Here is a 21,144-nt window from a genome sequence, read left to right on the forward strand (position 1 = left end):
GTTGTGCCGCCCTTTCGAATGTGGGTGTTTCGCGCCCGAATGTTCTGACTCTGCCGAAGCCCTTCGGTCGACCCGGCTCCGTCCCCAGCCGCCGGGTTACGGCGTACGGGGTCGCCGGAACGGCTTAAGCCCGACGCGGTTCCAATCCTCCGCCCGCACGACACGGGGATCGGTCGTTCGTGCTCGGCGGACGCGACCACCGGTGGCCGAACGAGCGATCACGCCGGTGCGCCTCACGTCGGTTGAACGACTGTCCCCCTAATCTAACGATGCCCGAATAGACGCATTAGTACCATCAGCACCTTTTTCTCATTCCCCGCCTCACCCTGACCGAAAGAGTGACATGCCGCAAGAAGACGGTCTCATCGAGACAGAATTAGAGAACCTCGGCCACGGGCTGCTTCGCGACATCCGGGTGCGCCAGGACGACCACCTCCGGGCGGCCGTCGAGCAGGCCGTCTCCCAGGTTGCGCGTCCGCGGAAGAACCTCGGAAGTTCCGGTCCGCCCGGCCGGGCGGACTGATGACCCGCGCCAGCGCCTCGACATCACACACTTTCTGGACGGAGTGCCGGTCCCCGTGCCACCAGACAACGCGGCTGACAGCCGCACCGACTCCGGGCCGCATGCCCGACACACGCTGACCCAGCACGCGTTCGACGAACTCGCCGCCGGCAAGGGCGGGCGGCGTACCGTCGCGGCGCTGTGGGACAGCGAGTTGAGCCGGCGACTGATCTTGCTGCGTGGGTTGTATGACCTTCTTGACGATCAACCGGACGGCCCGCTGCTGCCGCCGATGCACGCCTGGCACGCGCTGGAGCGGGCGCAGGAGGGCGCACCGGCCGCGGTGACCGAGATCCTGCTGTCGCCCAGCGTCGGGGCCTGGCTTTCATTCGTCTTCCGCGAGCACGCCCGCGACCACGCCTCGCGCGGCGTCGTCGGTCACCTGAATGTCGTGGCATTGGCGTGTGCGGCGTCGGCGGGCCAGTCGTTCGCGACGCGGATCCCGCTGCGGGACGGCCGTGCCTATGTGCCGTTGCGGGGGCTCGTTCACTTCGGCGCCGCAGAGCCCTGGGCCGTCGCTGATGCGAAGACCGAGGACGGTCGGATCACCATCGCGTTCCGGGGCGAGGAACTCGCGATCCCCGACGACGGCACCGACACCGACGCGTGGTACTCGTTGCGTCGGATCTCCACCGGTGACGCAGCGGCCGGAACGTTGACCGTCTGGCTGGATGATCTCGACCCGCTACGCGATCTCGCCGATCCCATCCCGCCGTCCCGTCTGAACGACGAAGAAGTCCTGCATTGGCAACAGCTACTGGCCTTGGCCTGGGAAGTGTTGACCACTCATCATGGCGACGTCGCCGGGGCGATGATCGGTGGTTTCACGACCCTGGTGCCGTTGCCCATGGGGCCCAGCGGCGAGACGCGCAGTGCCTCGTCCGGAGATGCCTTCGGCTCGATCATGTGCTCCCCACCCCCGGATCCGGTGACGTTTGCCGTTTCCCTCGTTCACGAGTTCGCTCATATTCGCCTCGGTGGATTGATGCATCTGCTACGCCTGACCGAGGGTGACGAGAGTTCGATCCTTTACGCACCCTGGCGGGACGACCCGCGTCCGCTCGGCGGTCTGATGCAGGGTGTGTACGCCTTCTTCGCGATTGCCGACTTCTGGCGACGGCACCGCGTCGTGGCCAAGTCCGATAAGTCTGCCGAGTCCGCGGACGCCGCGTTGGCCGAGTTCGAGTATGCCTACGCCCGCGCCCAGGCGGCGGATGGGCTGGCGACCGTCCAGGCGTCGGGCGGGCTCACTTCGAACGGCGTCGCGTTCACCGACCGCTTGGCGGAGGAACTGGGATCGTGGGCCGGCGACGCCGTCGAGCCGGCGATTGCCCGCCTGGCGCAACTCGTGTCCGACGCGCACCGCGCGGGCTGGCGGATCCGGCACTGCACGCCGCCGACTGACGACGTCATGAAGATGGTCGGACTGTGGGACATGCGATTCACCGACAGCGTCCACATTGGACTGTCCACTGTGGACTCTGATCCGGGGATGCGGCAGTGGTCGCACGGCCGCCTGGGGTTGGCTCGCAGGTCGATTCTCGCACCGGACCAGTGCCACGCCGCGACGCGCGAGACTTGGGCGGCCGAACTGACCGACGCCGATTTCGCACTGTTCACCGGCGACGCGCTCTCGGCCCGCAAGGGATTCGCCGACCAGATCGTGGAGGATCCGGACCGGGTCGACGCCTGGACCGGGCTCGGTCTGGCCTTGGCCTGCGAAGGACAGCGAGGGGCGAGCCTGGCCCTGCTGCGGCGGCCGGAGGTCGTGCTCGCGGTGTACCGGCGGATCAACGCGGCCGCGCCGCGTCAGGTGTCACCGGTCGACCTCACCGCGTGGATCGCCCAGGTGATCACGCCCTGACGCCAGGGCGAGACGTCACAGCGGCATCGGGTCCACGTCGCAGTTGGCGCGCACCCGTGCCAGTGCCGCGGTGATCGCCGGGTGTTCGTCACCGAGCGCCCGGCGGTAGCCCGCGAGCACCTCACCGAACCGGCGCTCCCCCTCCCCCGTTCTGCCCAGTGCGATCAGATCCAGCGCGAGATTCAACTCGCAGGCCAGGGTCGACGGATGCCCGGCACCGAGTTGTCGCCGGGACCGCTCGAGGGTGTCGACGTCGAGGTCGTACGCGCCCTGATGGTCGCCGCGGGCAGCCAGGTCGCTCGCGAGGTTCGTGGCACAGGTCAGGGTCAGAACATGGTCATATCCCAGGCTGTCGCGCAGCAGGGTGAATGCGGTCGAGTCGTGATCGTGCGCCGCGTCGAGGTCGCCCAGGAGACGCAGGACGATGCCGAGGTTGGTGCGGGCGTACAGCGTGAACGGATGCTGCGGACCCAATGAGTTCTCGTACTCCTGATAGGTCTGAGCCGCCAGGTCCCGGGAGCGTTCGAGTTCGTCGTTCTCACGCAGATCGACGGCGAAGTTCAGCGCCGCGGCGATGGTGACGGGATTTGTTGTGGTGCTGAACTTCTGCCGCAGGCGCTGGAGGGTGTCCTCGGCGAGCTTGCGGGCCCGTTCGTGGAAGCCGGCCCGGCGGCAGGCCACGGCGAGATTGCGCGCGGCGCTGAGGGTGTACGGGTGGTCGGTGCCGAAGATGCGCTGGAACCGCTCGTAGACCAGTTCCTGCTCGGTGAACGCCCGCCGGTACTGGCCGATCTCCCGCAGGTCGAGGGTGAGTCCGTTGAGTGTCAGGAGGGTCAGCATGTGGTCGAGGCCGAGGACCTCGCCGCGGCGCTGGTAGGTTTCGGCATCCAGATCCAGCGCCGCCTGGAACTCGCCGGTGAGCCGCATGCTGATTCCGAGGCTGTGCGCGGCCGTCAGCGTGATCGGGTCGTCGGGTCCGAATTCGACGATGCAGCGGTCGAACGCCTCGCGGTCGAGGTCACGGGCGCGGGTGAACTCGCCGGCGGCGCGGTGGTCGGCCGCGACCAGACTCATCGCGTCGAGTGTCTCCTCGTCCTCGGGGCCGAACCGGGCCTCGAGCCGCTCCAGGCAGTCGGCGTTGATCTGCCTCGCCTCCGCGAACGCACCGAGAAGCCGCTGTTCGTATCCGAGCCACCGGGCCGCCTTGAGGGTCTGCAGATCGTCGGCACCGAGGGTGGATCGCCATTCGGTGACGACCTGACGGGCGAGGTCACGGCAGCTCTCGTGGTCGCCCCAGTAGTAGTAGAACTCGATGACGTCGAGTACGAGTTGGCGGGCCCAGGCGTCTTCGCATCCGACCGCGTTGGACGCCACCACGTGCGGCAGCAGGGCGTGGTACCGGGGCCATTGCGGCGAGCCGTCCGGGTTGCCGGGATTGCCGCCGGCGAGCAGGACGTGTGCGCCGTGTTCGCGCGCGGTCCGTTCCGGCGGCGTGAGCTGGCTGACAACGACGGTGCGGACCAGACGGTGCAGTTGGACCGTCCGTTCCCGGTGGTCGATGCGGGCCAGGCCGTAGCGTTGGATGTCGCGGATGGCCCGGTTGAGTTTGCTCGGGTTCTGCAGGGTCTCGTCGAGTTCCGGGGAGATCCGCGCGTTCCGCGGCCCGATCAGCAGTTCGCGGGCGATCGGTTCCGGGGCGAAGAACGAGCAGACCTGCAGCAGTTGCAGGGCCGCCGGGTTCTCGATGCCGAGCCGGTCCAACGCCACGGTCCACGCGGCCGCGACGGCGATCTCGTAACCCTCGGCCGCGGCCTCGGCGGCGAGCGCTTCGCGTTTCTCGCTGAGCAGCCGTATGTATTCGGCGACGGGTGTTCCCGTGGTGGCGCGCCAGGCCGATGCCTGCCCGACCGCGAGCGGCAGGTCGTCGAGGACGGCGGCGAGCTGGTCGGCCTCCTCGACGGTCATGTCGGGGTTGCGTTTGCGCAGCAGTTCGATGCTCTCCGCGCGGCTGAAGACGTCGATCTCCAGCGACTGCGCGACTTCGCTCCACTGCTCGTTGCGCGAGGTGATGAGCACCTTGCCCGGCCCGCCCCGCGGCAGATAGGGATTGACCGTGTCCAGGGTTTCGGCGTTGTCGAAGATGAGCAGCCACTTCGTGTACGGCGCACCGCGTCGCAGGGCTTCACGCACGGCGGACACGGCGACGCTCGCCTCGAGGCCGGTCTCCAGGTTCAGCTGCTCGCCGAGCTCCATCATGGCGCGGAGGATCTGTGCCGGTTGTTCGGCGGGGATCCACCACACGACCTCGTACTCGTTGCGATGCCGGTAGGCGTACTCGATGGCCATCTGCGACTTCCCGACCCCGCCCATGCCGTGCAGGGCCTGTGGGAGCACCGCGGTGACGCTCTCGGCCTGTAACCGGTCCTCCAGCGAACGCAGCAACTCGTCGCGCCCGGTGAAGTCGGTGTTGCGGGGCGGAACGTTGCCCCACACCGTGTCGTGCTGGGCGGCGTCGGTCTCGCCGAGCAACGCGTTGATCGAGCCCACCGGTGACGCGTGCTCCGGCAGCTGCCGGAAGAACGAGGGGGGCACGTTGCTGGGTGGCGTCGGAACGGACATAGTCCCACCGCTTTCGGTGTGGGCGGACACTCTTTCCGGACCGTCCTGGATGGACGGAACGGGAACTGGGCCGGATGAGAGCCGGATGGCTTCTCTGAGCCGGTGGGCGCGGTGCCCGTACGGGCCGGACAGGGCCCGTAGGACCGCGAGTTCCACTTCGGCGAACGGCAACGTCTCATTGGTGACTACCGTGTCGGGAACGTCGTCGGGTGCGTCCAGAAGCCGAAAGAGGGCCTGTGCAGCCGGGACCCGGTCGCCGTAATGGGTGGACACCACCTCCATCACCCGCGCCGACTCGGCCCGCGTGGCGCAGGCGAGCAACGTTCCGCGCACACCGGTGCGGAAACTCAGCTCGGGGGCGAACGGGCCACCGTCGTCGGTGACGCCTGGGGCCATGAGGAGTGGGTTGCTGACGACCTCGGCCAGGTGCGCCGGGGTGGATTCGGGCAGGAGGGCACCCTGCACGGATCGCAGGACAGGAAGTTCCAGGGGTGCCGCGGCGATGTAGGTCGCGAGCCGGAACGCCTCGGCCGAGGCGCGGGCGCGGAAGGCGTAGACGCGGTCCTGCGGGGACAGTTCGTCGGAGTCCGCGGCAACGGGAGGATCCGCGGCAGCGGAAGGCTCGTCGGCCGACGCGACGAACACGGTGCTTTCGAGCCACGTGTCGCGCCGGCCGCCGATCAGCGCCGCCCACCAGGCCAGCCACCGCGCGTGCAGTTCCAGCAGCGGCACGTACAGGTCGTCGGGGCGCAGGCGCCGCGCGAACGGGTCGCGCCGTCGCCGGTCTTCGCGGACGCGCAGGTCCTTGTTGGCGACGGCGTTGCGGTCGGCGGACAGCTGCACCGCGCGTTGCACGAGGTTCGTCAGGTGCCATTGCCGCTGCGGGAACGGATTCACCAGCGCGACCGGGACGTGCTGCCCCCAATGGCGCAGCAGGCGGGCGGCGGCACCGTCGCGCCAGAACGGGTCGAGGCCGTCGGTGACGACCAGGGTCGGCCGGGTCAGCGGCGGTCCACCGGCGTCGGTGCGGCGACTGCCCGGCAGCAACGTCGACAGGCTCACGTCCTCGAACGCGCGGGTGGTGATCTCCTGGAACGCCGCGATCGTGGGCCGCCACACCTGCATCGACGGCCCGTCGTCGAGGACCAGCGCCAGCCGTGGCACCTGCCGTCGTAGCGACCGCATGGCCTCGGCGATGCTGTCGGCGCCGGGCAACGGGTTGACGGGGCGGATCATGGTTGCACCGTGTCCGGCGGGACGGTCCGTTCCGGATCGTCCCAGAGCAGGGCGACGAACTGGCCGGGATGCTCGGCGTCGCCGCGGCTGATCCGGCCGGCCGCCTCGGCCCGCAGGTCGCGGATGCGTTTCGGCAGGTTCATCAGGGCGCCGCCGACCAGCCGGCGGATGGTTTCCTTGCTTTCGGGAACCGGTGGGACGTGACGGTCCCAGACGATGACGGGGACTTCGGCCTGCAACGCCGTGTCGAGTTCGTCCTCGCCCGGCCACGAGTCGGGGGAACTGCTGAGCACGACCGAGGTGAGGCCCTGGTCCGCTCGCAGCTGCACCTCCCATGCAGCCAGGTCCTGCATGGTTTTCGGGTCGGCGCCCCAGTGCACGTTCCGCAGCTGCGCCGAGGAGAGGGCGTTCCACCGGTTGCGCCAGATCCGGGGACGGGCGCTGCGGTGCATCCGTTCGAGGCTGCGCACGACCACGGGGTAGTCGACGCACAGCGGTGGCAGTGGGCGTTGACGGGTGGTGTGCGGGCGCCACCATTCGACCGGCAGGTTCAGCAGCCCGACGGGGAGGAAGAACTCGATCGTGACCTGGCCGGAGTGCCATTCCTCCTGTTCCAGCCGGTCGACGAGTTCACCGACGCGCTGCTCAGCGGCGTCCAATCGCACCTGCTCGAAGCCCGGGCCCGGACGCGGCCGCCAGCTACCGACGGCATCCTGCAGGTACGAGCCGATGTTGCACATCTGTCCGTCGATGCCGTCCCAGTCGATCTCGATCATCAGGCAGGGCTGTGACCGGTCCGGGTCGGGCTCGGGCGGGAACGGCCGGCGGCGCCAGGCCTCGAGTTCGCGGCCGCTTCGGGTCAGTGCGGCCAACGCTTCCGCGTCCTGGTGCAGGCGTTGGGCGGTCTCGACGTCGGCGCAGGCATCGCCCAGGCCGTCGACGAACCGGACGGTCGGGTGCAGGCCGGCGGTGTCGGCGTTCATCGCCGACAGATGCGAAAACGCCCGCTCAGGTGTGTCGAACACACCGGCGGGCGGCTCCGGCAGGTCGGGCACGGTGGCCCGCCAGACTCTGCCGACGTCGACTCCGGACACATGCCGCAGCACCTTGCGGACCCGGTCGTGAACCTCGCGCGGGAACAGCGGCAGCACCCGCACGTTCGGTGGCGCGGCCGCCAGCAGCGCCTTGACGTATGCCGCGGCGGCGTATGCGGCGTACGGGTGCCAGACGTCGTTCTTGCCGACGTTGTCGCAGTAGTCGGTGATGCCGCGGACCATGAACCACGGCAGGTCGTGGGCGGCTGTGCTCGCCGCGATCCCCGCGCCCTCCATCTCGATGGCCATGAGGTCGGGAAACTCGGTGGCGAGGTTGTCGCGGGCGACCTCGTCGCGCACCAGCACGTCGGCCGATGCGACCGCGCCGTAGTGGATCTTCGGATAGGACGCCGGATGCCCGGACTCGGTGTGATCCGGGTGCTGCACGACCAGCCCGCGGGCGTACAGGACGTCGGCGTCGGCGCTCGGCCGGGGGGATTGGCCCGCCTGCGAGGTGCGGTGCGGATCGAGCAGCTGCTCCCACGGCCGGCGGCCGCGCGCGTGCTCGGTGCGCAGCGCGCTGACGGCGCGGCTGAGCCAACTGGAGACCATGCCGTCGGTCTGGCGGCGGGGGTGGTGCTCGCCGTCGACCTGCCGGCCGTGGCCATAGTCGACGATGCCCTTGGTCGCGACGACGACGTCGCCGAGGCGGACGTGCTTGGGCGGGTTGTGCGGCTTGGGGATGCCGCCCGCGATGCCGACCATGATCACGCACTTGATGGCGGGGAACGACCGGAGCATGTCAGAGCACGTCACGGCCGCCGAGCGGGTGCCGACCTGCTCCGGAAGCGTCACGAGGGCGACCCGGTGCGACTGGTCATCGTCGTTGCTGGGCAGGGTCGCCACGCTGTAGGTGTTCGGGTCGCCAGGCGGGTGAACCTGCCGCACACCGATCAGCAGGCTTTCCATCGCCGCGAACTCGATCGGCAGCGCGGTGATGATGCCGACGTTTACTTCGCCGAGCATCCAGTCCGATTCGTCAGCCGGTCTTCCCGGAGGCGAAGACGATATTGACATCGAAAGGGCTCCTGGATCGTGCGCAAATATGATCGTTGTGCACGATCGCCGAAAGGATCTCGACATCAGCATCTGCGCAGGTCATTGGCGGTGTGCGCGCATCATTGCGCGGATTCCGATTCGCGATCAGTTTCGCGTTGCCGCCGAACTCGATCACATTCATCCCGTCACCTCCCGATCATTTGATCGCGACGACCCCAAGCGTGGCGGGACGCCAGTATCGCTTACCCCGGCACCATTCGTATAGGCCTCTATAGCTTGGTGAATAACCTTCCAAATTCCTTCCGCCTGTGTGTCGTCGATAGGCTGAATCTCTGGTCGAGCCAGGGAGTGGACGATGACTGGGCGGGTCGTGCGGGTGTTCGTCCGGTCGACGTTTCGGGACCTGCACGCCGAACGGGAGGAGTTGGTCAAGCGGGTGTTCCCCCGTCCGCGGGCGGCCTGCGAGGAACGCGCGGTCGCGTGGTCGGGGGTCGACCTGCGCCGAGATCGACAACTGCCGTCCGTACTTCATCGGGATTCTCGCTGGGCGGTACGGCTGGGTTCCGGAGGGCGGCGGACGGTCGCTGACCGAACTCGAAATCGCGCACGGCGCTCTCGATGACCCTCGTGCGGCGCATCACACGCGTTCTTCTTCCGCGAGCCGAACGCGACCGGCGATGAACCCGAGGTGGGACGACTCAAGGAGCGCCGGCGGCGGCGTCGCGGTCCACCTCACCACCCGGCCGTACCAGCTACCGCCGGCCAGGAGGCGGTACCCGATGGTCAGAGACGACACCCTGCGGATGCGAGTGGGCCGTCATGGCCGGCAGCGACGGCGGTGCCATCGGCAGGCTGAGCGAGGAAGGGGTCCCGCCGGCAGGTTGCGCGCAGCAATTGCTAGGGATCTTGCTAGGGAACCGAACCGAACCACGGTTGCCGCAGTGGGACCGACCGGAACCTAGCCGGAATAAACCCGCAGGTCAGCGACATAAGCAGGGAACTAGCCGGGACCGCACGGGACGATCATCGGGCAGCTTCCAAACTGATTACGCGAGTTCGATTCTCGTCGCCCGCTCCACCACTTCAGTCCGCCTCCGGCCGGCTCGCCATGCCCGGCTCAGCCCACAACGGCGCGCAGCACCGCCGTCGTGACAATGGCGGCCAGTACCGACACCAGCATCGGCGCCCGCAGCAGGTGCGCGACGACCACCGCCGCCAGCCCGGCCAGCACCGCCACGCTGAAGTCCTCGATGACGTGCACCACCACCAGCGCGGCGAGCAGGCACGGTGCCAGCAGCGCGATCACGCCGCCGGTCCACGCCGGCAGGTCGCGGCCGGTCAGGAGCGCCGGGCCGGCGGCCTTGATCGCGAAGCTGATGACCGCGACGGAGATGATCACGATCCACAGTGTCATGACGGCTTCTCCTCCGAAGGCGGGCGCAGGCCGGTCAGCGCACCGACCGTGGAACCCAGCAGCGCCAGGCCGGCCGGCACCAGCCACAGCAGGGCGCCCGCCGTGGCCGCTCCGATGCCCGCGGCCAGCGCGGCCCGGCGCGACCCCCGCACCTCCTCGATGAGCAGCAGCAGGAAGAACGCGGGGAACACGACGTCGAGGCCGAGCGTCTCGGTGAGGTCGGGCGGAGGCGCGATCAGCACGCCGACGATGGTGCCGGCGACCCAGGCGGGCCACTGCACGATCGTCGAGCCGATCAGCAACTCGCGGTCGAAGCGTCCGTCGCCCTGATGCGCGGCCACCCAGGATGCGTCGACGACGGCCTGCGCCTCGACGGCCCGGCGCCACCGGTTCCCCTTGAGGCTGCCGGTGACCGCGACGCCCATCGGCAGGAAGCGGGCGTTGATGAGCGCGGCCGACGCGATCGCCGGCGCGATACCACCGCCGCCCGCGAGCGTGGCGACCAGCGCGAACTGCGCCGACCCGGAGAAGACGACGATCGAGCAGACCACCGGCGCGAGGATCCCCCAGCCCTGCGCCCGCACGATCGCCCCGAACGTGATGGCAAGCAGGAACGCCGGCGCCGCCAGGCTGAGACCGATCCGCAGGCCGGCCCGGAAACCTTGATCGACCATGCCCGCTAGACTAACAGCCATAGAGTCTTATGACCGTTAGAGAGGCCACATCGTGGAGCCGTGGACGCCGGAACTGGTGGGTGGCCACCTCGCCGTCGACCTCGTGAACACGGTCTCCTGGCGGCTCGACCCGGCCCGCACCGTCGACCGGATCGCCGGGCCCGAAGAGCTGCGGCGGTGGCTGCGCGCGGCCGACCTGGTCGGGCCGGAATGGCGCGCGGACGACGACGATCTCCCGGCCGTCCGGCGGCTGCGGGAGGTGGTGCACCGGTTGCTGGTGTCGGTGGTCGCGCGCTCACGCCCGTCACAAAAAGATCTTGACGCGATGTGGCGCGCGACCGTCGACGCGCGCCGCCACGCCCGACCCCGCCCGGAGCTTCCGCTCCGGTGGGAGCTCGCGCCGGCCGACGTTGCCCGGCGGTTGGCGGTGTCGGCGGAGGACCTGCTGTCGGACGGTGCGCGGTTGAAGACTCTGGGACGCTGTGCCGACGCGGGCTGCGGGTGGTTCTTCCTCGACACGAGCCGCAGCCACACGCGGCGCTGGTGCAGCTCGGCCGACTGCGGGAACCGGGAGCGGGCCCGCCGCCACTACGCGCGCAACCGCTAGGACAGCAGCGCGGCGAGCAGGTTCGCCTTCTCGTCGGCCAGCCACCGCTGGCGGCGCCGGATCGCGTCGCCGACGCCCTCGGCCCACATCCGGGCCCAGCCGCCGCCCAGTTGCTCGGCCGACGCCTTCATCCGGTGCCAGGTCCCGTCGGCCCGGGTGATTCCCAGGTCGGGAACGGCGGCGCGCTCGTCGGCGGTGAGGCCGTAGGCGTCGGCGAAGCGGCGCAGCCGGGCGAACCGGTCGACGCCCCGCCAGGTCGGCCAGACGTCGGCCGCCGGGCGCAACGGCACCCAGTGCATGGCGGTGTTGTACGCGTCGATCAGGCGGGTGGTCGGCCCGGCCAGGTCGAAATCGATGACGCCGACCGCGCGGCCTTCGCGCACCACGACGTTCTGCGGGGTGACGTCGCAGTGCGAGACCAGCTCCGGCTCGGGGTCCTCGATCGGCGGGTCGAGCGTCACGAGTGCCCGCCGCCAGACGGCGTCGGCCGGCGGCACGTATCCCGCGGACGCCGCATGCAGCCGGCGGACCAGCACCGCGACGCTGGCCAGCAGGTCGTCGTCGGCCGCCCACGGCTCCGGCGGATCGCCGGCGCAGTCGCCCTCGAGGTAGGTGAGGACGTCGCGGCCGCGGTCGTCGCGGCCGAGGTAGCGGGGGCTGGCGTCGAACCCGACCCGGTCCAGGTGTCGCAGGTAACCGGCGACCGCGTCGCTCTGCGGCTGGTGCGGCCGGCGCACGGTATCGCCGACCCGCACGACGCCCTCGGTGACGTCGCCGCGCGGGAGCGGAATCTCCTCCTCGGTCATGGCGTGCCGCGCACGGCCCAGGCGCGGGCGGTCAACCGGATCGAGCCGTCGGGCTCGCGCGGGAGGCGGGCCAGCAGGTTCTCGCGGAGGGCCGCCTGGCGGTCGACCGGCAGCGCCGCCAGGTAGCCCGGCGCGGCGCCCTGGCCGCCCATGAACGGGTCCCAGTAGTCGTCGGCGTCGCGGAAGTGGGTGGGGATGTCGATCGGACGGACGTCGACGTCGGTCAGGCCGGCGTTCGTCCAGAGGTCGCGCAGCGGGTCGGGGCGGCAGATCGGGAAGCGGCTGCCCTCGTCGAGTTCGGCGCCGGCCGGGTCGGTGTCGGCGGCGGCGTCCCAGAAGAGCCGCATCATCTCCATGCCCTCGGCGTAGTCCCACACGTAGGCCGCGACGCTTCCGCCGGGCACGGTGACGCGGGCGAACTCGGCCGCCGCGCGGGGCGGATCGGGGACGAAGTTGAGCGCCAGCCCGCTGACGACGACGTCGAACCGGTGGTCGGTGAACGGCAGGTCCTGCGCGTCGCCGACGACGAACTGGACGTCTTCGACCCGCTGCCGGGCGCTGCGCAGGAAACCCTCCGACGGGTCGACGCCGGTCAGTTCGGCCGGCGCCGCCGACGCGCGCACGGCGGACGTCAAGGCGCCCGTGCCGCACCCGGCGTCGAGCCACCGCAGCCCGGGCGGGCACCCCAGCCACGTCACGAACGTCTCCGCGATCTTGCGGCTCCACCGGCCCACGTACCGCTCGTACGGCTCGCCGGCCGACCACACGTCGTACATCACCGGTCGGCCGGGTCGCCGAGCACGGGCTTGACGTCGAGCACCGGCGTGCCGTCGAGCGCCTCCAGGTCGCGGACCCGGACGCGGAGGCCGTCGACGGCGGCGATCGTCACCCGGTGCAGGCCGATCGGGTTCGGGCGATGTGGAGACCGGGTGCTGAACACCCCGGTGAGCGGTCGGCTCCCGTCGCCGCGCGGATGCACGGCGAGCACGTCGCGGTCGGCCCGGTCGAGCCAGGTGAGCACGATGACGTCGGTGCCGGGCCGGAGATCGGCGAGGGCCTCGGCCACCTCGGGTTCGAACACGATCGTGGATTCGGGCGCGCCCTCGTCGCCCTGCTTCGGCGCGGTGGCGGGATCGGTCAGCGGCGACTCGACCCGCCCGACCGCCCGCACGTGGAACTCGGTCACGCCCAGATCATGTCAGTCCGGCTCGGGATGGCCGAAGACGCGGAACAGGAATGCGACGGCCGGAAGGGTGACGGCGAAGCCGCCGATCAGGACGCCGAGCGTCACCGGCAGGGTCTGCGCCGGCGCGGCCGCCTCGGTGAGGGTCAGGTCGGGCGGGACGAGCACCGGGTACTGCGCCAGCCCCCAGCCCGCCACCACGGCGGCGACGGCCGTCGCGGCGAACACCCGCGCGGTGCGGTAGCGGTGCCGCAGCAGCGCCACGATCGTCCCGATGCCCGCGACCACCGAGACCCCGAGGGGCGGTGCGATCAGGTCGGCCGCGAGGTCCGGGGCGTCGTGGGCGAGGACCGGGAGCGCGCCGACGGCCAGGACCCCGGTGACGATCGCGCTGGCGAGGGCGCGGCGGCGGAAGTCGGCGGCGAGGCGGGGTTCGGCCCGGACGACCGCCTCGCGGCACAGGAACACAGCGGCGAGGTACGCGCAGCAGGCGAGCGCGAGGCCGGCGCTCGCGACGGGGAACCAGCCGCCGACCCGGCCGATCGCGAGGCTGCCGGCGCAGTAGCCGAGGCTCGCGGGCGCCAGCACCGACGCCATCGCGAAGACGCGTCCCCAGCTTGTCGTCATTTCCGACGGCTCCCCGTACTGGCGGAACACGAACGCCGCCCCGCGCATGACGATGCCGAGCAGCGCGATCGCCAACGGCACGGTGAGCATCCGGGCCAGCTGACCGAACGCGACCGGGAACCCGCTGAACAGCCCGATGAGGACGAACACCAGCCACACGTGGTTGGCCTCCCACACCGGACCCATCGTCGACGCGATGAGGTCGCGCTGCCGCTTGTCCTTCGCCAGCAGGTCCCAGACGCCGCCGCCGAAGTCGGCCCCGCCGAGCACGGTGTACGCCACGACGCCCGCACCGATGATGACGAGAATCCCGTCGGCGGCGGTCATGCGGAGACCTTGTCGATGGGAGCCGCCGCCAGGCGGCGGAGGATGGTGATCAGAGACGTCGCCAGGATCGCGTAGACGAGCAGGGTTCCGTAGAAGTACCAGTACAGGCCGGGCTGGTCCGAAACGGCGTCGGCGGTTCTCAGTCGCATGTGGACGATCCACGGCTGCCGGCCGACCTCGGTGACGATCCACCCCGCGATCAGCGCCACCACCGACGCCGGACCGCCGGCCGCGATGGCGCGGAGGAACCAGGTCCCGTCGAAGAAGCCGGCCCGGCGCCGGTAGAAGAGCCACAACGCCCACGCCGCCAACGCGAGCAGCCCGAACCCGATCCCCACCATGAGGTCGAACGAGTAGTGGGTGATGCCGACCGGCGGCCGGTCGTCCGGCGGGACGACGTCGAGACCGGTGACCACGGCGTCGGTGCGGCCGTGCAGCAGCCACGACAGCACACCGGGCAGTTCGACCGGCCCGACGGTGAGCGGCGCGTTCGGCCCCGTCGTCTGGAGCGTCTCCATCGCCGCCAACTTCACCGGTTGCTGCTCGGCGACCGCGCGCACCGCCCAGTCACCGACCACGACCTGAACCGGCGCGACCACCGCGCCCAGCACCAGCCCGACGGCGAGCCCGCGCCGGTGATAGGGATCACGTCGCTTGGCCGGCGCGCGCAGCATCGCGACCGCGTACACCGATGCGACGCCGAAACCCGTGCACAGCAACGCCGCCAGCAGCATGTGCACCACCTGGTGCGGCGCGGCCGGCGCGATCAGCGGCGCGATCGGCTCGGCCGACGTCACCACCCCGTTCACCTCGACGAACCCGACGGGCGTGTTCATCCAGGCGTTCGCGGTGGTGACGAACAGCGCCGACGCCATGCCCGACAGGGCCACCGGCACGCCCGTCCACCAGTGCGCCCGCGGCGACAGCCGGTCCCACCCGTAGAGATACAGGCCGAGGAACACCGCCTCCAGGAAGAACGCGAACGCCTCCAGCGTGAACGCCAGCCCGAACACGCCGCCGTAGCGCTCCATGAACGTGGGCCACAGCAGGCCGAACTCGAACGACAGCACGGTGCCGCTCACCGCGCCGACCGCGAACACCACGGCGAACGCCTTGCACCAGCGGCGGGCCAGCACGTACCAGATGCGGTCGCCGGTGCGCATCCACCGGTACTCCAGGAACAGCAGCAGCCACGGCAGGCCCATCCCGAAGACCGCGAAAATGATGTGGAAGCCGAGCGAGAACGCCATCTGCTCGCGGGCCGCGGTGAGGTTGTCCATGATCACCTTCTACGAGCTGTAGAACTTCTACGTGTCGTAGAGTACATGGCGTGGCACGACTGGGTGAGCTGGAACGGGCCGTCATGAATGTGCTCTGGGCCGCATCGGAGCCGTTACCGGCCAAGGCGATCGGCGACGCGGTGGGCGCCGATCACGCCATCACCACCGTGCTCACGGTGCTGTCCCGGCTGGAACGCAAGGGCGTCGTCGTCCGCGACAAGACGGGCCGCGCGCACACCTACCGCGCCGCCGCGTCACGCGAAGACCACGTGGCCGAACTCATGCGCGAGGCCCTGGGCACCGCCGCCGACACCGATGCCGCGCTGGCCCGGTTCGTCAGCCACGCCAGCCCGGAAGAGGCGGCGGCACTGCGGCGGGCACTGGAGGGGCTGGGATGATCGCTCTCGGGTTGCTTTTCACGGCGCTGGTCCTCGCCGGGCCGGTGCCGTACCTCCTGGCCCGCAGCCGCACCGCGCTCCGCCACCCGGTGCCGGCGCTGCTCGCCTGGCAGGCGATCGGCGCGTGTACCGGGCTCGCCGCCGTCGGTGCCGCGCTCACCGTCGGCGCCGGCGAGGGCCCGTTCGCGCTCGTGGCGCTGGGCGCCGGCGTGCTGCTCGCCGGGTACCTGCTCGCGGTGTCCGCCTGGGTCACGGTCCGCACGCTGGCGCGGCGTCGCAGTCACCGCGATCTTCTAGATCTTGTCGGGACGCCGCTGCCGGCGCTGCCGGGCGGCCGCCTCGTGATTTCGGCGGCGCCGGTGGCGTACTGCCTGCCCGGACGCCGGCCGCGGCTGGTGCTGACCTCGGCGGTGCTCGCCCGGCTGGCACCCGCCGCCCTCGACGCGGTGGTGGCGCACGAGCGGGCACACCTGCGGCAGCGGCACCACCTGGTGCTCCTGCCGTTCGCGGCCTGGCAGGCGGCCCTGCCGTTCCTCCCGGCCGCCCGCACGGCGCGGGCGTCGGTGGCGCTGCTGGTCGAGGCGCTGGCCGACGACACCGCACGGGCACGGGTCGGCACCGCGCCGCTGGCCGACGCGCTGCACACGGTGGCGCTGGCGCAGGAGCCGGGCGGAGTGTCGACGACCGACGTGCCGCTACGGCTGGCCCGCCTCACCTAGCGCCGCCCGCAGCGCCCTCGCCTCGTCGGCGCTCACCGACCGCGCGAAGTGGACCAGGGCCGCGTCGCGGCTGCCGGCCTGGTCGAGGACGCCGAGCATGAGCCGGGCGATGAACTCCTCGCGGCTCAGCGCGGCCGTGTACAGCCACGCCTTGCCGTCCAGCTCCCGCGTCACCACGCCCTTGCGGGCCAACCGGTCGAGCACCGTCATCACGGTGGTGTAGGCGGGGCGGCGGTCATCGAGACGGGTGAGCACGTCGCGGACGCTGATCGGGGTGACCGCCGACCAGACCACGTCCATGACCGCCCGTTCCAGGTCTCCGAGCTGCTTCACCGCACCTCCCGCATCCTACAAAGCGTAGTAGACATAGGCTCGACCTGTGCCGTTCGCCCAGCTTGATCAGCGTCGCCAGTCGCTGCTGTTCGATCTGACCACCGCGGCCGCGATCGGGCTCGCGGCGACGAGCATCGTCATGCTCGGCCCCGGCATCGTCATACATGGGTGGCTGATGGCGGTCGCGCTCGTCTGGCGGCGGCGCTGGCCGGTCGCCGTGTTCGGCGTGGTCGCGGGCCTCGCGGCCGGACAGTTGCTGCTGCCCGGCGACATGTACACGCTGGTGCCGCACGACATCGCGGTGCTCGTCGCGATGTACAGCGTGGTCAAGTACGCCGACCGGCCGGTGCATGCCGTCGGCGCCGGCGCCGTCTGCCTGATCGGCTCGGCCCTCGCGCCGTTGAAACTGCCCGACGGCGGCTGGTACCTCGCCCTCGTCATCGCGCTCTCGGTGGTCGTGGTGTGGTTGCTCGGCTGGTCGATGCGCACCCGCCGGCTGTACGTCGACAGCCTCGAGGACCGCGCCGCCACCGCCGAGCGGGAGCGCGACCACCTGGCCCGGATCGCCGTGGCGGAGGAGCGCGCCCGCATCGCCCGCGAACTGCACGACATGGTCGCCCACTCGCTGTCGGTGATGATCGTCCACGCCGACGGGGCCACCCTCGCCCTCGACAGGGCGCCCGACCGGGCCCGCGAGGCGTTGCGGACGGTCAGCGACACCGGCCGCGGCGCGCTGGTCGAGATGCGTCACCTGGTCACCGTCCTCAAATCGACCGATGGCGCGGAGGACGCGCGCACCAGCGTCACCACGACGTTGGACCGCGCCCGGGCCGCGGGCCTCAGCGTCCGCGCGGACGTCTCGGGCGACCCCGCCGCGCTCCCGGCGGGCGTCGAACTGGCCGCGTTCCGGATCGTGCAGGAATCGGTGACCAACGCGTTGAAACATGCGGGACCGGGCGCGTCGGCGGCCCTGCGCCTCGCCTATTCGCCCGTCGGGGTCGAGATCGATTTCCGGGACGACGGCGAAGGTGGGCCCGTGAATGCCGGCGGACACGGTCTCATCGGCATGCGCGAACGGGTGGCCCTCTACGGTGGCACCATCACGGCCGGCCCGGATCCGGCCGGCGGCTGGCGGGTCACCGCTTCGATCCCGGTGGAGGCCAGGTGAGTGTTCGTGTCGTTCTTGTCGACGACCAGGCCCTGGTGCGGGCCGGATTCCGGATGGTGCTGGAGTTCTCCGGCGGCATCACCGTGGTCGGCGAGGCCGGCGACGGCGCCGAGGCGCTGCGCCTGTTGCGCACGGTTGACGCGGACGTCGTGGTCATGGACGTCCGCATGCCGGTGCTCGACGGGGTGGCGGCGACGCGCGAGATCTGCGCGGCCGGCCCGACGCCCCGGGTGCTGGTGCTCACCACGTTCGACACCGAGGCCGACGCGTTCGCCGCGTTGCAGGCCGGCGCCAGCGGGTTCCTGCTGAAGAACGTGCCGCCGGAGGAACTGGTCGCGGCGATCCACGTCATCGCGACGGGCGACGCGGTGGTGGCGCCGCGCATCACGCGGCGCCTGCTGGACCGGTTCGCGGGCGCGCTCCTGTCGGCGCCGTCGGCCTCGGTGGACGGGCTGACCGAACGCGAGCACGAGGTCCTGTTGCACGTGGCGCAGGGGCTGTCGAACGCGGAAATCGCCGCGCGACTGGTGGTGAGCGAGGCGACGGTGAAGACGCACGTCGGCCGGATCCTGGCGAAGCTGGGGCTGCGCGACCGGGTGCAGGCGGTGGTGCTGGCGTACGAGTCGGGTCTGGTGAAGCCGGGCTCTCCTCCTCAGGGCTGAGGCGTGCGACCTGAGGGGTACGCGGCGGTCCAGCATCGCGGCTGACGCTCTCTGCTCTCCGCTTTCATAGCGTCGGTTGGCGTGTGGAGACCAATGATGCGCCAGAACCTGTCCCGGTTGCTGCTGTCGGCCACGGCGGTCGTCCTCGGTGTCGCGTTCGTCGCGGGAACGCTCCTGTTCTCCGACGGACTCACCGCCGGCCTCGCCGACTGGGTCGGCCGCCTCGACCGCGGGGTCGACGTCGACGTCTCCTCGATCGACGCTCTCGACGACGCGACGGTCGCGCGGGTGCGCGCCCTCGACGGCGTGCGCGCCGCGGAAATTCTGAGAACCGCCGCCGGGGTCGGGCTCGTCGGCCCGGACGGCCGGAAGATCTCCGGGACGCACTTCGCGGTCACGGTCCCCCGCGACCCGGCGCTGCGCTCCTACGACGTCACGTCGGGACGCCTGCCGGAGACAACCGGCGAGGCCGTGCTCGACGCGGAGACCGCGCGGGAGCGCCGCATCCGGGTGGGCGACGAGATCCGGGTCGGCGGCCGGTCCGCCGCCGTGCCGTTCCGGGTCGTCGGCGTCGTCGACATCGAAGGGTCGGCGGTGGACGTCGGCACGGCCGTGGTGGGGTTGACGCTCGCCGACGTCCGGCCGCTCACCGACGAACCCGGTTCCGACCGGCTCGTGGTGGCGGCTACTTCGGGCGCCACCGACCTGGTGCCGCGGGTCAAGGCGGTCACCGGCGGAACGGTGCGCACCCACCGGCAACTGGTCGACGCGAACCTCGACGTCGCCCTCGGCGACCTGCGCCAGTTCCAGGCCGGGATGCTGGCGTTCGCGCTGGTGTCGGTGCTCGTGGCCGCGTTCGTCATCGCGAACACGTTCACGATCGTGCTCGCCCAGCGCAGCCGCGAGAGCGCGATGCTGCGGATGCTCGGCGCCTCCCGCCGCCAGTTGTTCGCGGCTTCTCTCGCCGAGTCCTCGGCGGTCGGCGTGCTCGCCTCGGTCGCCGGTGTGCTGCTGGGATTCGGGATCGCGGCGGCGATCGGCGCCGTCTACGGTGCGTTGACCGGCGGGCCGGCCACGGGTCCCCGGCTGTCGCTCGTGTCGGCGTTGGTCCCGGTGCTCACCGGCACGGCGGTGACGGTCGGCGCCGCGGTCATGCCGGCGTGGCGGGCGTCGCGGGTCGCGCCGGTGCAGGCGCTGTCGGACGCGGCCCTGCACCCGGGCCAGGGCGCGCGCCGCGGCCGGCTGTTCCTCGGTGCGGCGGTGCTCGCCGCCGGTGTCCTGGTCCTGGCGTTGCGCGCGAGCATCCTGGTGGTGGTCGCCGGCGGCGCGGTGACGTTCCTCGGCCTGGTGCTGTTCGGCCCGGTCCTGGTACCGGCCGTGATCCGCGCGGCCGCCTGGCCGCTCGCCGCGCTGGCCGGCCGGCGGCCTCGGGGCCGCCGCGCCGCGCAGCGGCCAGCCGGCGCCGCGCGGCCGCTCGCCCGCATGGCGCGGTTGGTCGGCCTCGCCGTTGCCGATGCCGGTCGGAACCCGCGGCGCGTCGCGTCGACGGCGATGGCTTTGGTGATCGGGATCGGTCTCGTGTCGGCGTTCGCGGTCGGCGCCCGCAGCGTCCGCGAGGGTGCGGCGCGGGCGATCGACGCCCGCTACGGCGCCGCGTTCCTCATCACGTCGTTCGGTGGCGACCTGCCGCCGGAGCTGATCGGCCGGCTCCGGGCCGAACCCGGGCTGGGCACGGTCGCGCTGCACTTCTTCCACCACGACGAGGCGCTGGACGCCGACGTCACCGCCGCCGATCCCGCGCTGCTGGCCCGCGCGCAGCGGCCCGCGTCGGGCGACATCCGCGCGCTGGCGGCGGGCGGCGCGGTCGTCCGCAACATTCCGGGCGCGCGGCCGGGCGGTGCGGTCACCGTGGACGGCCGCGAGTTGCGGGTCGTCGCGGTCCTGGCAAAATCTCCGGGACGCGCTGAGATCTTCCTCACCGAGGGCGACTTCACCGCGTTCTACCCGAACGTACGCAGCGACCTCGCCGAGCTGGAGCCCGCCACCGGCGTCTCCACCGACGCCGCCCGCTCCGCGATCGACCGCGTGCTCGCCGACTATCCCGCGGTCGACCTCCAGGACCGGGCCTCGTTCAAGGAGGCGCAGTCGCGCGGCATCGACCAGGCGCTGGGCTTCGTGACCGCCCTGCTCGCGCTGGCGGTGCTCATCTCCCTGATCGGCGTGGCCAACACGTTGACGCTCTCGGTGGTGGAGCGCACCCGCGAACACGCCCTCCTGCGCGCCCTGGGCCTGACCACCCGCCAACTGCGGTGGCTGCTGGCCATCGAGGCCATGCTGGTGGCACTGGCCGGCGCGATACTGGGCGTGGCAATGGGAATCGGCGTGATAGCGAGCGCGATGGGCGCCCTGAGCGCCTCGAACGCCGGCACGGCCAGCTTCCACCTGGTGCTGCCCTGGAACCACCTGGCCCTGATTCTGCTGGGCGCCGCGGCCGCCGCGGTGCCGGCCTCGATCCTCCCGGCCCGGCGCGCCCTGCGCCAACCCGTCGTGACGTCCCTGACCGCCTGATGCG

Annotated in this window: 19 protein-coding genes; 8 read left to right on the forward strand and 11 right to left on the reverse strand. The window is 71.3% G+C overall.

Features of this window, described 5'->3' with window-relative positions; translation table 11 throughout:
* Positions 1 to 343: 343 nt before the first annotated feature.
* The gene (locus tag Vau01_RS32210; protein WP_204000480.1) at positions 344 to 523 is read left to right on the forward strand and encodes a hypothetical protein; all 180 of its coding nucleotides are present in this window, start codon (positions 344 to 346) and stop codon (positions 521 to 523) included.
* Positions 524 to 578: 55 nt separating this feature from the next.
* The gene (locus Vau01_RS32215; protein ID WP_204000483.1) at positions 579 to 2,426 is read left to right on the forward strand and encodes an HEXXH motif domain-containing protein; all 1,848 of its coding nucleotides are present in this window, start codon (positions 579 to 581) and stop codon (positions 2,424 to 2,426) included.
* Positions 2,427 to 2,441: 15 nt separating this feature from the next.
* Here Vau01_RS32215 and fxsT read toward each other — a convergent pair whose 3' ends face one another.
* From fxsT to Vau01_RS32245, 5 genes are all read right to left on the reverse strand, one after another.
* A complete protein-coding gene (fxsT, locus tag Vau01_RS32220; protein WP_204000486.1) occupies positions 2,442 to 6,281 on the reverse strand; it encodes an FxSxx-COOH system tetratricopeptide repeat protein in 3,840 nt (1,279 codons plus the stop codon).
* Positions 6,278 to 8,341: a VMAP-C domain-containing protein gene (locus tag Vau01_RS32225; protein WP_204000489.1), complete on the reverse strand. Its 2,064-nt coding sequence runs from the start codon at positions 8,339 to 8,341 to the stop codon at positions 6,278 to 6,280. Before Vau01_RS32225 ends, fxsT begins: the two co-directional genes overlap by 4 nt.
* 13 nt (positions 8,342 to 8,354) lie before the next feature.
* Complete coding sequence (locus Vau01_RS32230; protein ID WP_204000492.1) at positions 8,355 to 8,555, reverse strand: hypothetical protein; 201 nt, start codon at positions 8,553 to 8,555, stop codon at positions 8,355 to 8,357.
* 936 nt (positions 8,556 to 9,491) lie between these two features.
* On the reverse strand, positions 9,492 to 9,788 hold the full coding sequence (locus tag Vau01_RS32240) for an AzlD domain-containing protein (protein WP_204000495.1): 297 nt from the start codon (positions 9,786 to 9,788) through the stop codon (positions 9,492 to 9,494).
* Complete coding sequence (locus Vau01_RS32245; RefSeq protein ID WP_239152023.1) at positions 9,785 to 10,462, reverse strand: AzlC family ABC transporter permease; 678 nt, start codon at positions 10,460 to 10,462, stop codon at positions 9,785 to 9,787. Before Vau01_RS32245 ends, Vau01_RS32240 begins: the two co-directional genes overlap by 4 nt.
* A gap of 52 nt (positions 10,463 to 10,514) precedes the next feature.
* On the opposite strand from Vau01_RS32245, the gene Vau01_RS32250 reads away from it, so the two are divergent.
* The gene (locus Vau01_RS32250; RefSeq protein WP_204000498.1) at positions 10,515 to 11,069 is read left to right on the forward strand and encodes a CGNR zinc finger domain-containing protein; all 555 of its coding nucleotides are present in this window, start codon (positions 10,515 to 10,517) and stop codon (positions 11,067 to 11,069) included.
* On the opposite strand, the gene Vau01_RS32255 is transcribed toward Vau01_RS32250, so the two are convergent.
* Genes Vau01_RS32255 through Vau01_RS32275 form a run of 5 tightly spaced genes read right to left on the reverse strand, consistent with a single transcriptional unit; the run spans position 11,066 to position 15,292 of the window.
* A complete protein-coding gene (locus Vau01_RS32255) occupies positions 11,066 to 11,875 on the reverse strand; it encodes a phosphotransferase (protein WP_204000500.1) in 810 nt (269 codons plus the stop codon). The two genes, Vau01_RS32250 and Vau01_RS32255, sit on opposite strands and share 4 nt — an antisense overlap.
* Positions 11,872 to 12,651 (reverse strand): class I SAM-dependent methyltransferase, encoded by a 780-nt coding sequence (locus Vau01_RS32260; protein ID WP_204000503.1) that lies wholly within the window; start codon positions 12,649 to 12,651, stop codon positions 11,872 to 11,874. Before Vau01_RS32260 ends, Vau01_RS32255 begins: the two co-directional genes overlap by 4 nt.
* A complete protein-coding gene (gene tsaA, locus Vau01_RS32265; RefSeq protein WP_204000506.1) occupies positions 12,651 to 13,061 on the reverse strand; it encodes a tRNA (N6-threonylcarbamoyladenosine(37)-N6)-methyltransferase TrmO in 411 nt (136 codons plus the stop codon). The genes Vau01_RS32260 and tsaA overlap by 1 nt, the downstream gene beginning before the upstream one ends.
* A gap of 12 nt (positions 13,062 to 13,073) precedes the next feature.
* On the reverse strand, positions 13,074 to 14,012 hold the full coding sequence (locus tag Vau01_RS32270) for a cytochrome d ubiquinol oxidase subunit II (RefSeq protein WP_204000509.1): 939 nt from the start codon (positions 14,010 to 14,012) through the stop codon (positions 13,074 to 13,076).
* Complete coding sequence (locus tag Vau01_RS32275) at positions 14,009 to 15,292, reverse strand: cytochrome ubiquinol oxidase subunit I (protein WP_204000511.1); 1,284 nt, start codon at positions 15,290 to 15,292, stop codon at positions 14,009 to 14,011. Before Vau01_RS32275 ends, Vau01_RS32270 begins: the two co-directional genes overlap by 4 nt.
* Positions 15,293 to 15,342: 50 nt before the next feature.
* Between Vau01_RS32275 and Vau01_RS32280 the strand changes: the two genes are divergently transcribed.
* The gene (locus Vau01_RS32280) at positions 15,343 to 15,690 is read left to right on the forward strand and encodes a BlaI/MecI/CopY family transcriptional regulator (RefSeq protein WP_204000513.1); all 348 of its coding nucleotides are present in this window, start codon (positions 15,343 to 15,345) and stop codon (positions 15,688 to 15,690) included.
* Positions 15,687 to 16,409: a M56 family metallopeptidase gene (locus tag Vau01_RS32285; RefSeq protein ID WP_204000514.1), complete on the forward strand. Its 723-nt coding sequence runs from the start codon at positions 15,687 to 15,689 to the stop codon at positions 16,407 to 16,409. Before Vau01_RS32280 ends, Vau01_RS32285 begins: the two co-directional genes overlap by 4 nt.
* Here the strand turns inward: Vau01_RS32285 and Vau01_RS32290 are convergent.
* On the reverse strand, positions 16,386 to 16,742 hold the full coding sequence (locus tag Vau01_RS32290; protein WP_204000515.1) for a BlaI/MecI/CopY family transcriptional regulator: 357 nt from the start codon (positions 16,740 to 16,742) through the stop codon (positions 16,386 to 16,388). The genes Vau01_RS32285 and Vau01_RS32290 overlap by 24 nt on opposite strands.
* Before the next feature lie 46 nt (positions 16,743 to 16,788).
* On the opposite strand from Vau01_RS32290, the gene Vau01_RS32295 reads away from it, so the two are divergent.
* The 3 genes from Vau01_RS32295 (at position 16,789) to Vau01_RS32305 (ending at position 21,140) form a co-directional block, all read left to right on the forward strand.
* Positions 16,789 to 17,910, forward strand: a complete 1,122-nt coding sequence (locus Vau01_RS32295) for a sensor histidine kinase (RefSeq protein ID WP_239152024.1) — start codon at positions 16,789 to 16,791, stop codon at positions 17,908 to 17,910.
* Positions 17,907 to 18,572 (forward strand): response regulator, encoded by a 666-nt coding sequence (locus tag Vau01_RS32300; protein WP_204000516.1) that lies wholly within the window; start codon positions 17,907 to 17,909, stop codon positions 18,570 to 18,572. Before Vau01_RS32295 ends, Vau01_RS32300 begins: the two co-directional genes overlap by 4 nt.
* A gap of 81 nt (positions 18,573 to 18,653) precedes the next feature.
* Positions 18,654 to 21,140 carry an ABC transporter permease gene (locus Vau01_RS32305; protein WP_239152025.1) on the forward strand — a complete coding sequence of 829 codons (2,487 nt, stop codon included), beginning with the start codon at positions 18,654 to 18,656 and terminating at the stop codon, positions 21,138 to 21,140.
* The last annotated feature ends 4 nt before the right edge of the window (positions 21,141 to 21,144 follow it).

The sequence above is a fragment of the Virgisporangium aurantiacum genome, assembly GCF_016863635.1.
Taxonomy (GTDB): Bacteria; Actinomycetota; Actinomycetes; order Mycobacteriales; family Micromonosporaceae; genus Virgisporangium; species Virgisporangium aurantiacum.

Bases quoted from the DNA above. Each gene is read 5' to 3' on its own strand.
- Vau01_RS32210 (WP_204000480.1), top strand. From the start codon at position 344: ATGCCGCAAGAAGACGGTCTCATCGAGACAGAATTAGAGAACCTCGGC.
- fxsT (WP_204000486.1), bottom strand. From the start codon at position 6,281: ATGATCCGCCCCGTCAACCCGTTGCCCGGCGCCGACAGCATCGCCGAG.
- Vau01_RS32225 (WP_204000489.1), bottom strand. From the start codon at position 8,341: ATGCTCGGCGAAGTAAACGTCGGCATCATCACCGCGCTGCCGATCGAG.
- Vau01_RS32230 (WP_204000492.1), bottom strand. From the start codon at position 8,555: ATGAATGTGATCGAGTTCGGCGGCAACGCGAAACTGATCGCGAATCGG.
- Vau01_RS32240 (WP_204000495.1), bottom strand. From the start codon at position 9,788: ATGACACTGTGGATCGTGATCATCTCCGTCGCGGTCATCAGCTTCGCG.
- Vau01_RS32245 (WP_239152023.1), bottom strand. From the start codon at position 10,462: ATGGTCGATCAAGGTTTCCGGGCCGGCCTGCGGATCGGTCTCAGCCTG.
- Vau01_RS32255 (WP_204000500.1), bottom strand. From the start codon at position 11,875: ATGACCGAGGAGGAGATTCCGCTCCCGCGCGGCGACGTCACCGAGGGC.
- Vau01_RS32260 (WP_204000503.1), bottom strand. From the start codon at position 12,651: ATGTACGACGTGTGGTCGGCCGGCGAGCCGTACGAGCGGTACGTGGGC.
- Vau01_RS32270 (WP_204000509.1), bottom strand. From the start codon at position 14,012: ATGACCGCCGCCGACGGGATTCTCGTCATCATCGGTGCGGGCGTCGTG.
- Vau01_RS32275 (WP_204000511.1), bottom strand. From the start codon at position 15,292: ATGGACAACCTCACCGCGGCCCGCGAGCAGATGGCGTTCTCGCTCGGC.
- Vau01_RS32285 (WP_204000514.1), top strand. From the start codon at position 15,687: ATGATCGCTCTCGGGTTGCTTTTCACGGCGCTGGTCCTCGCCGGGCCG.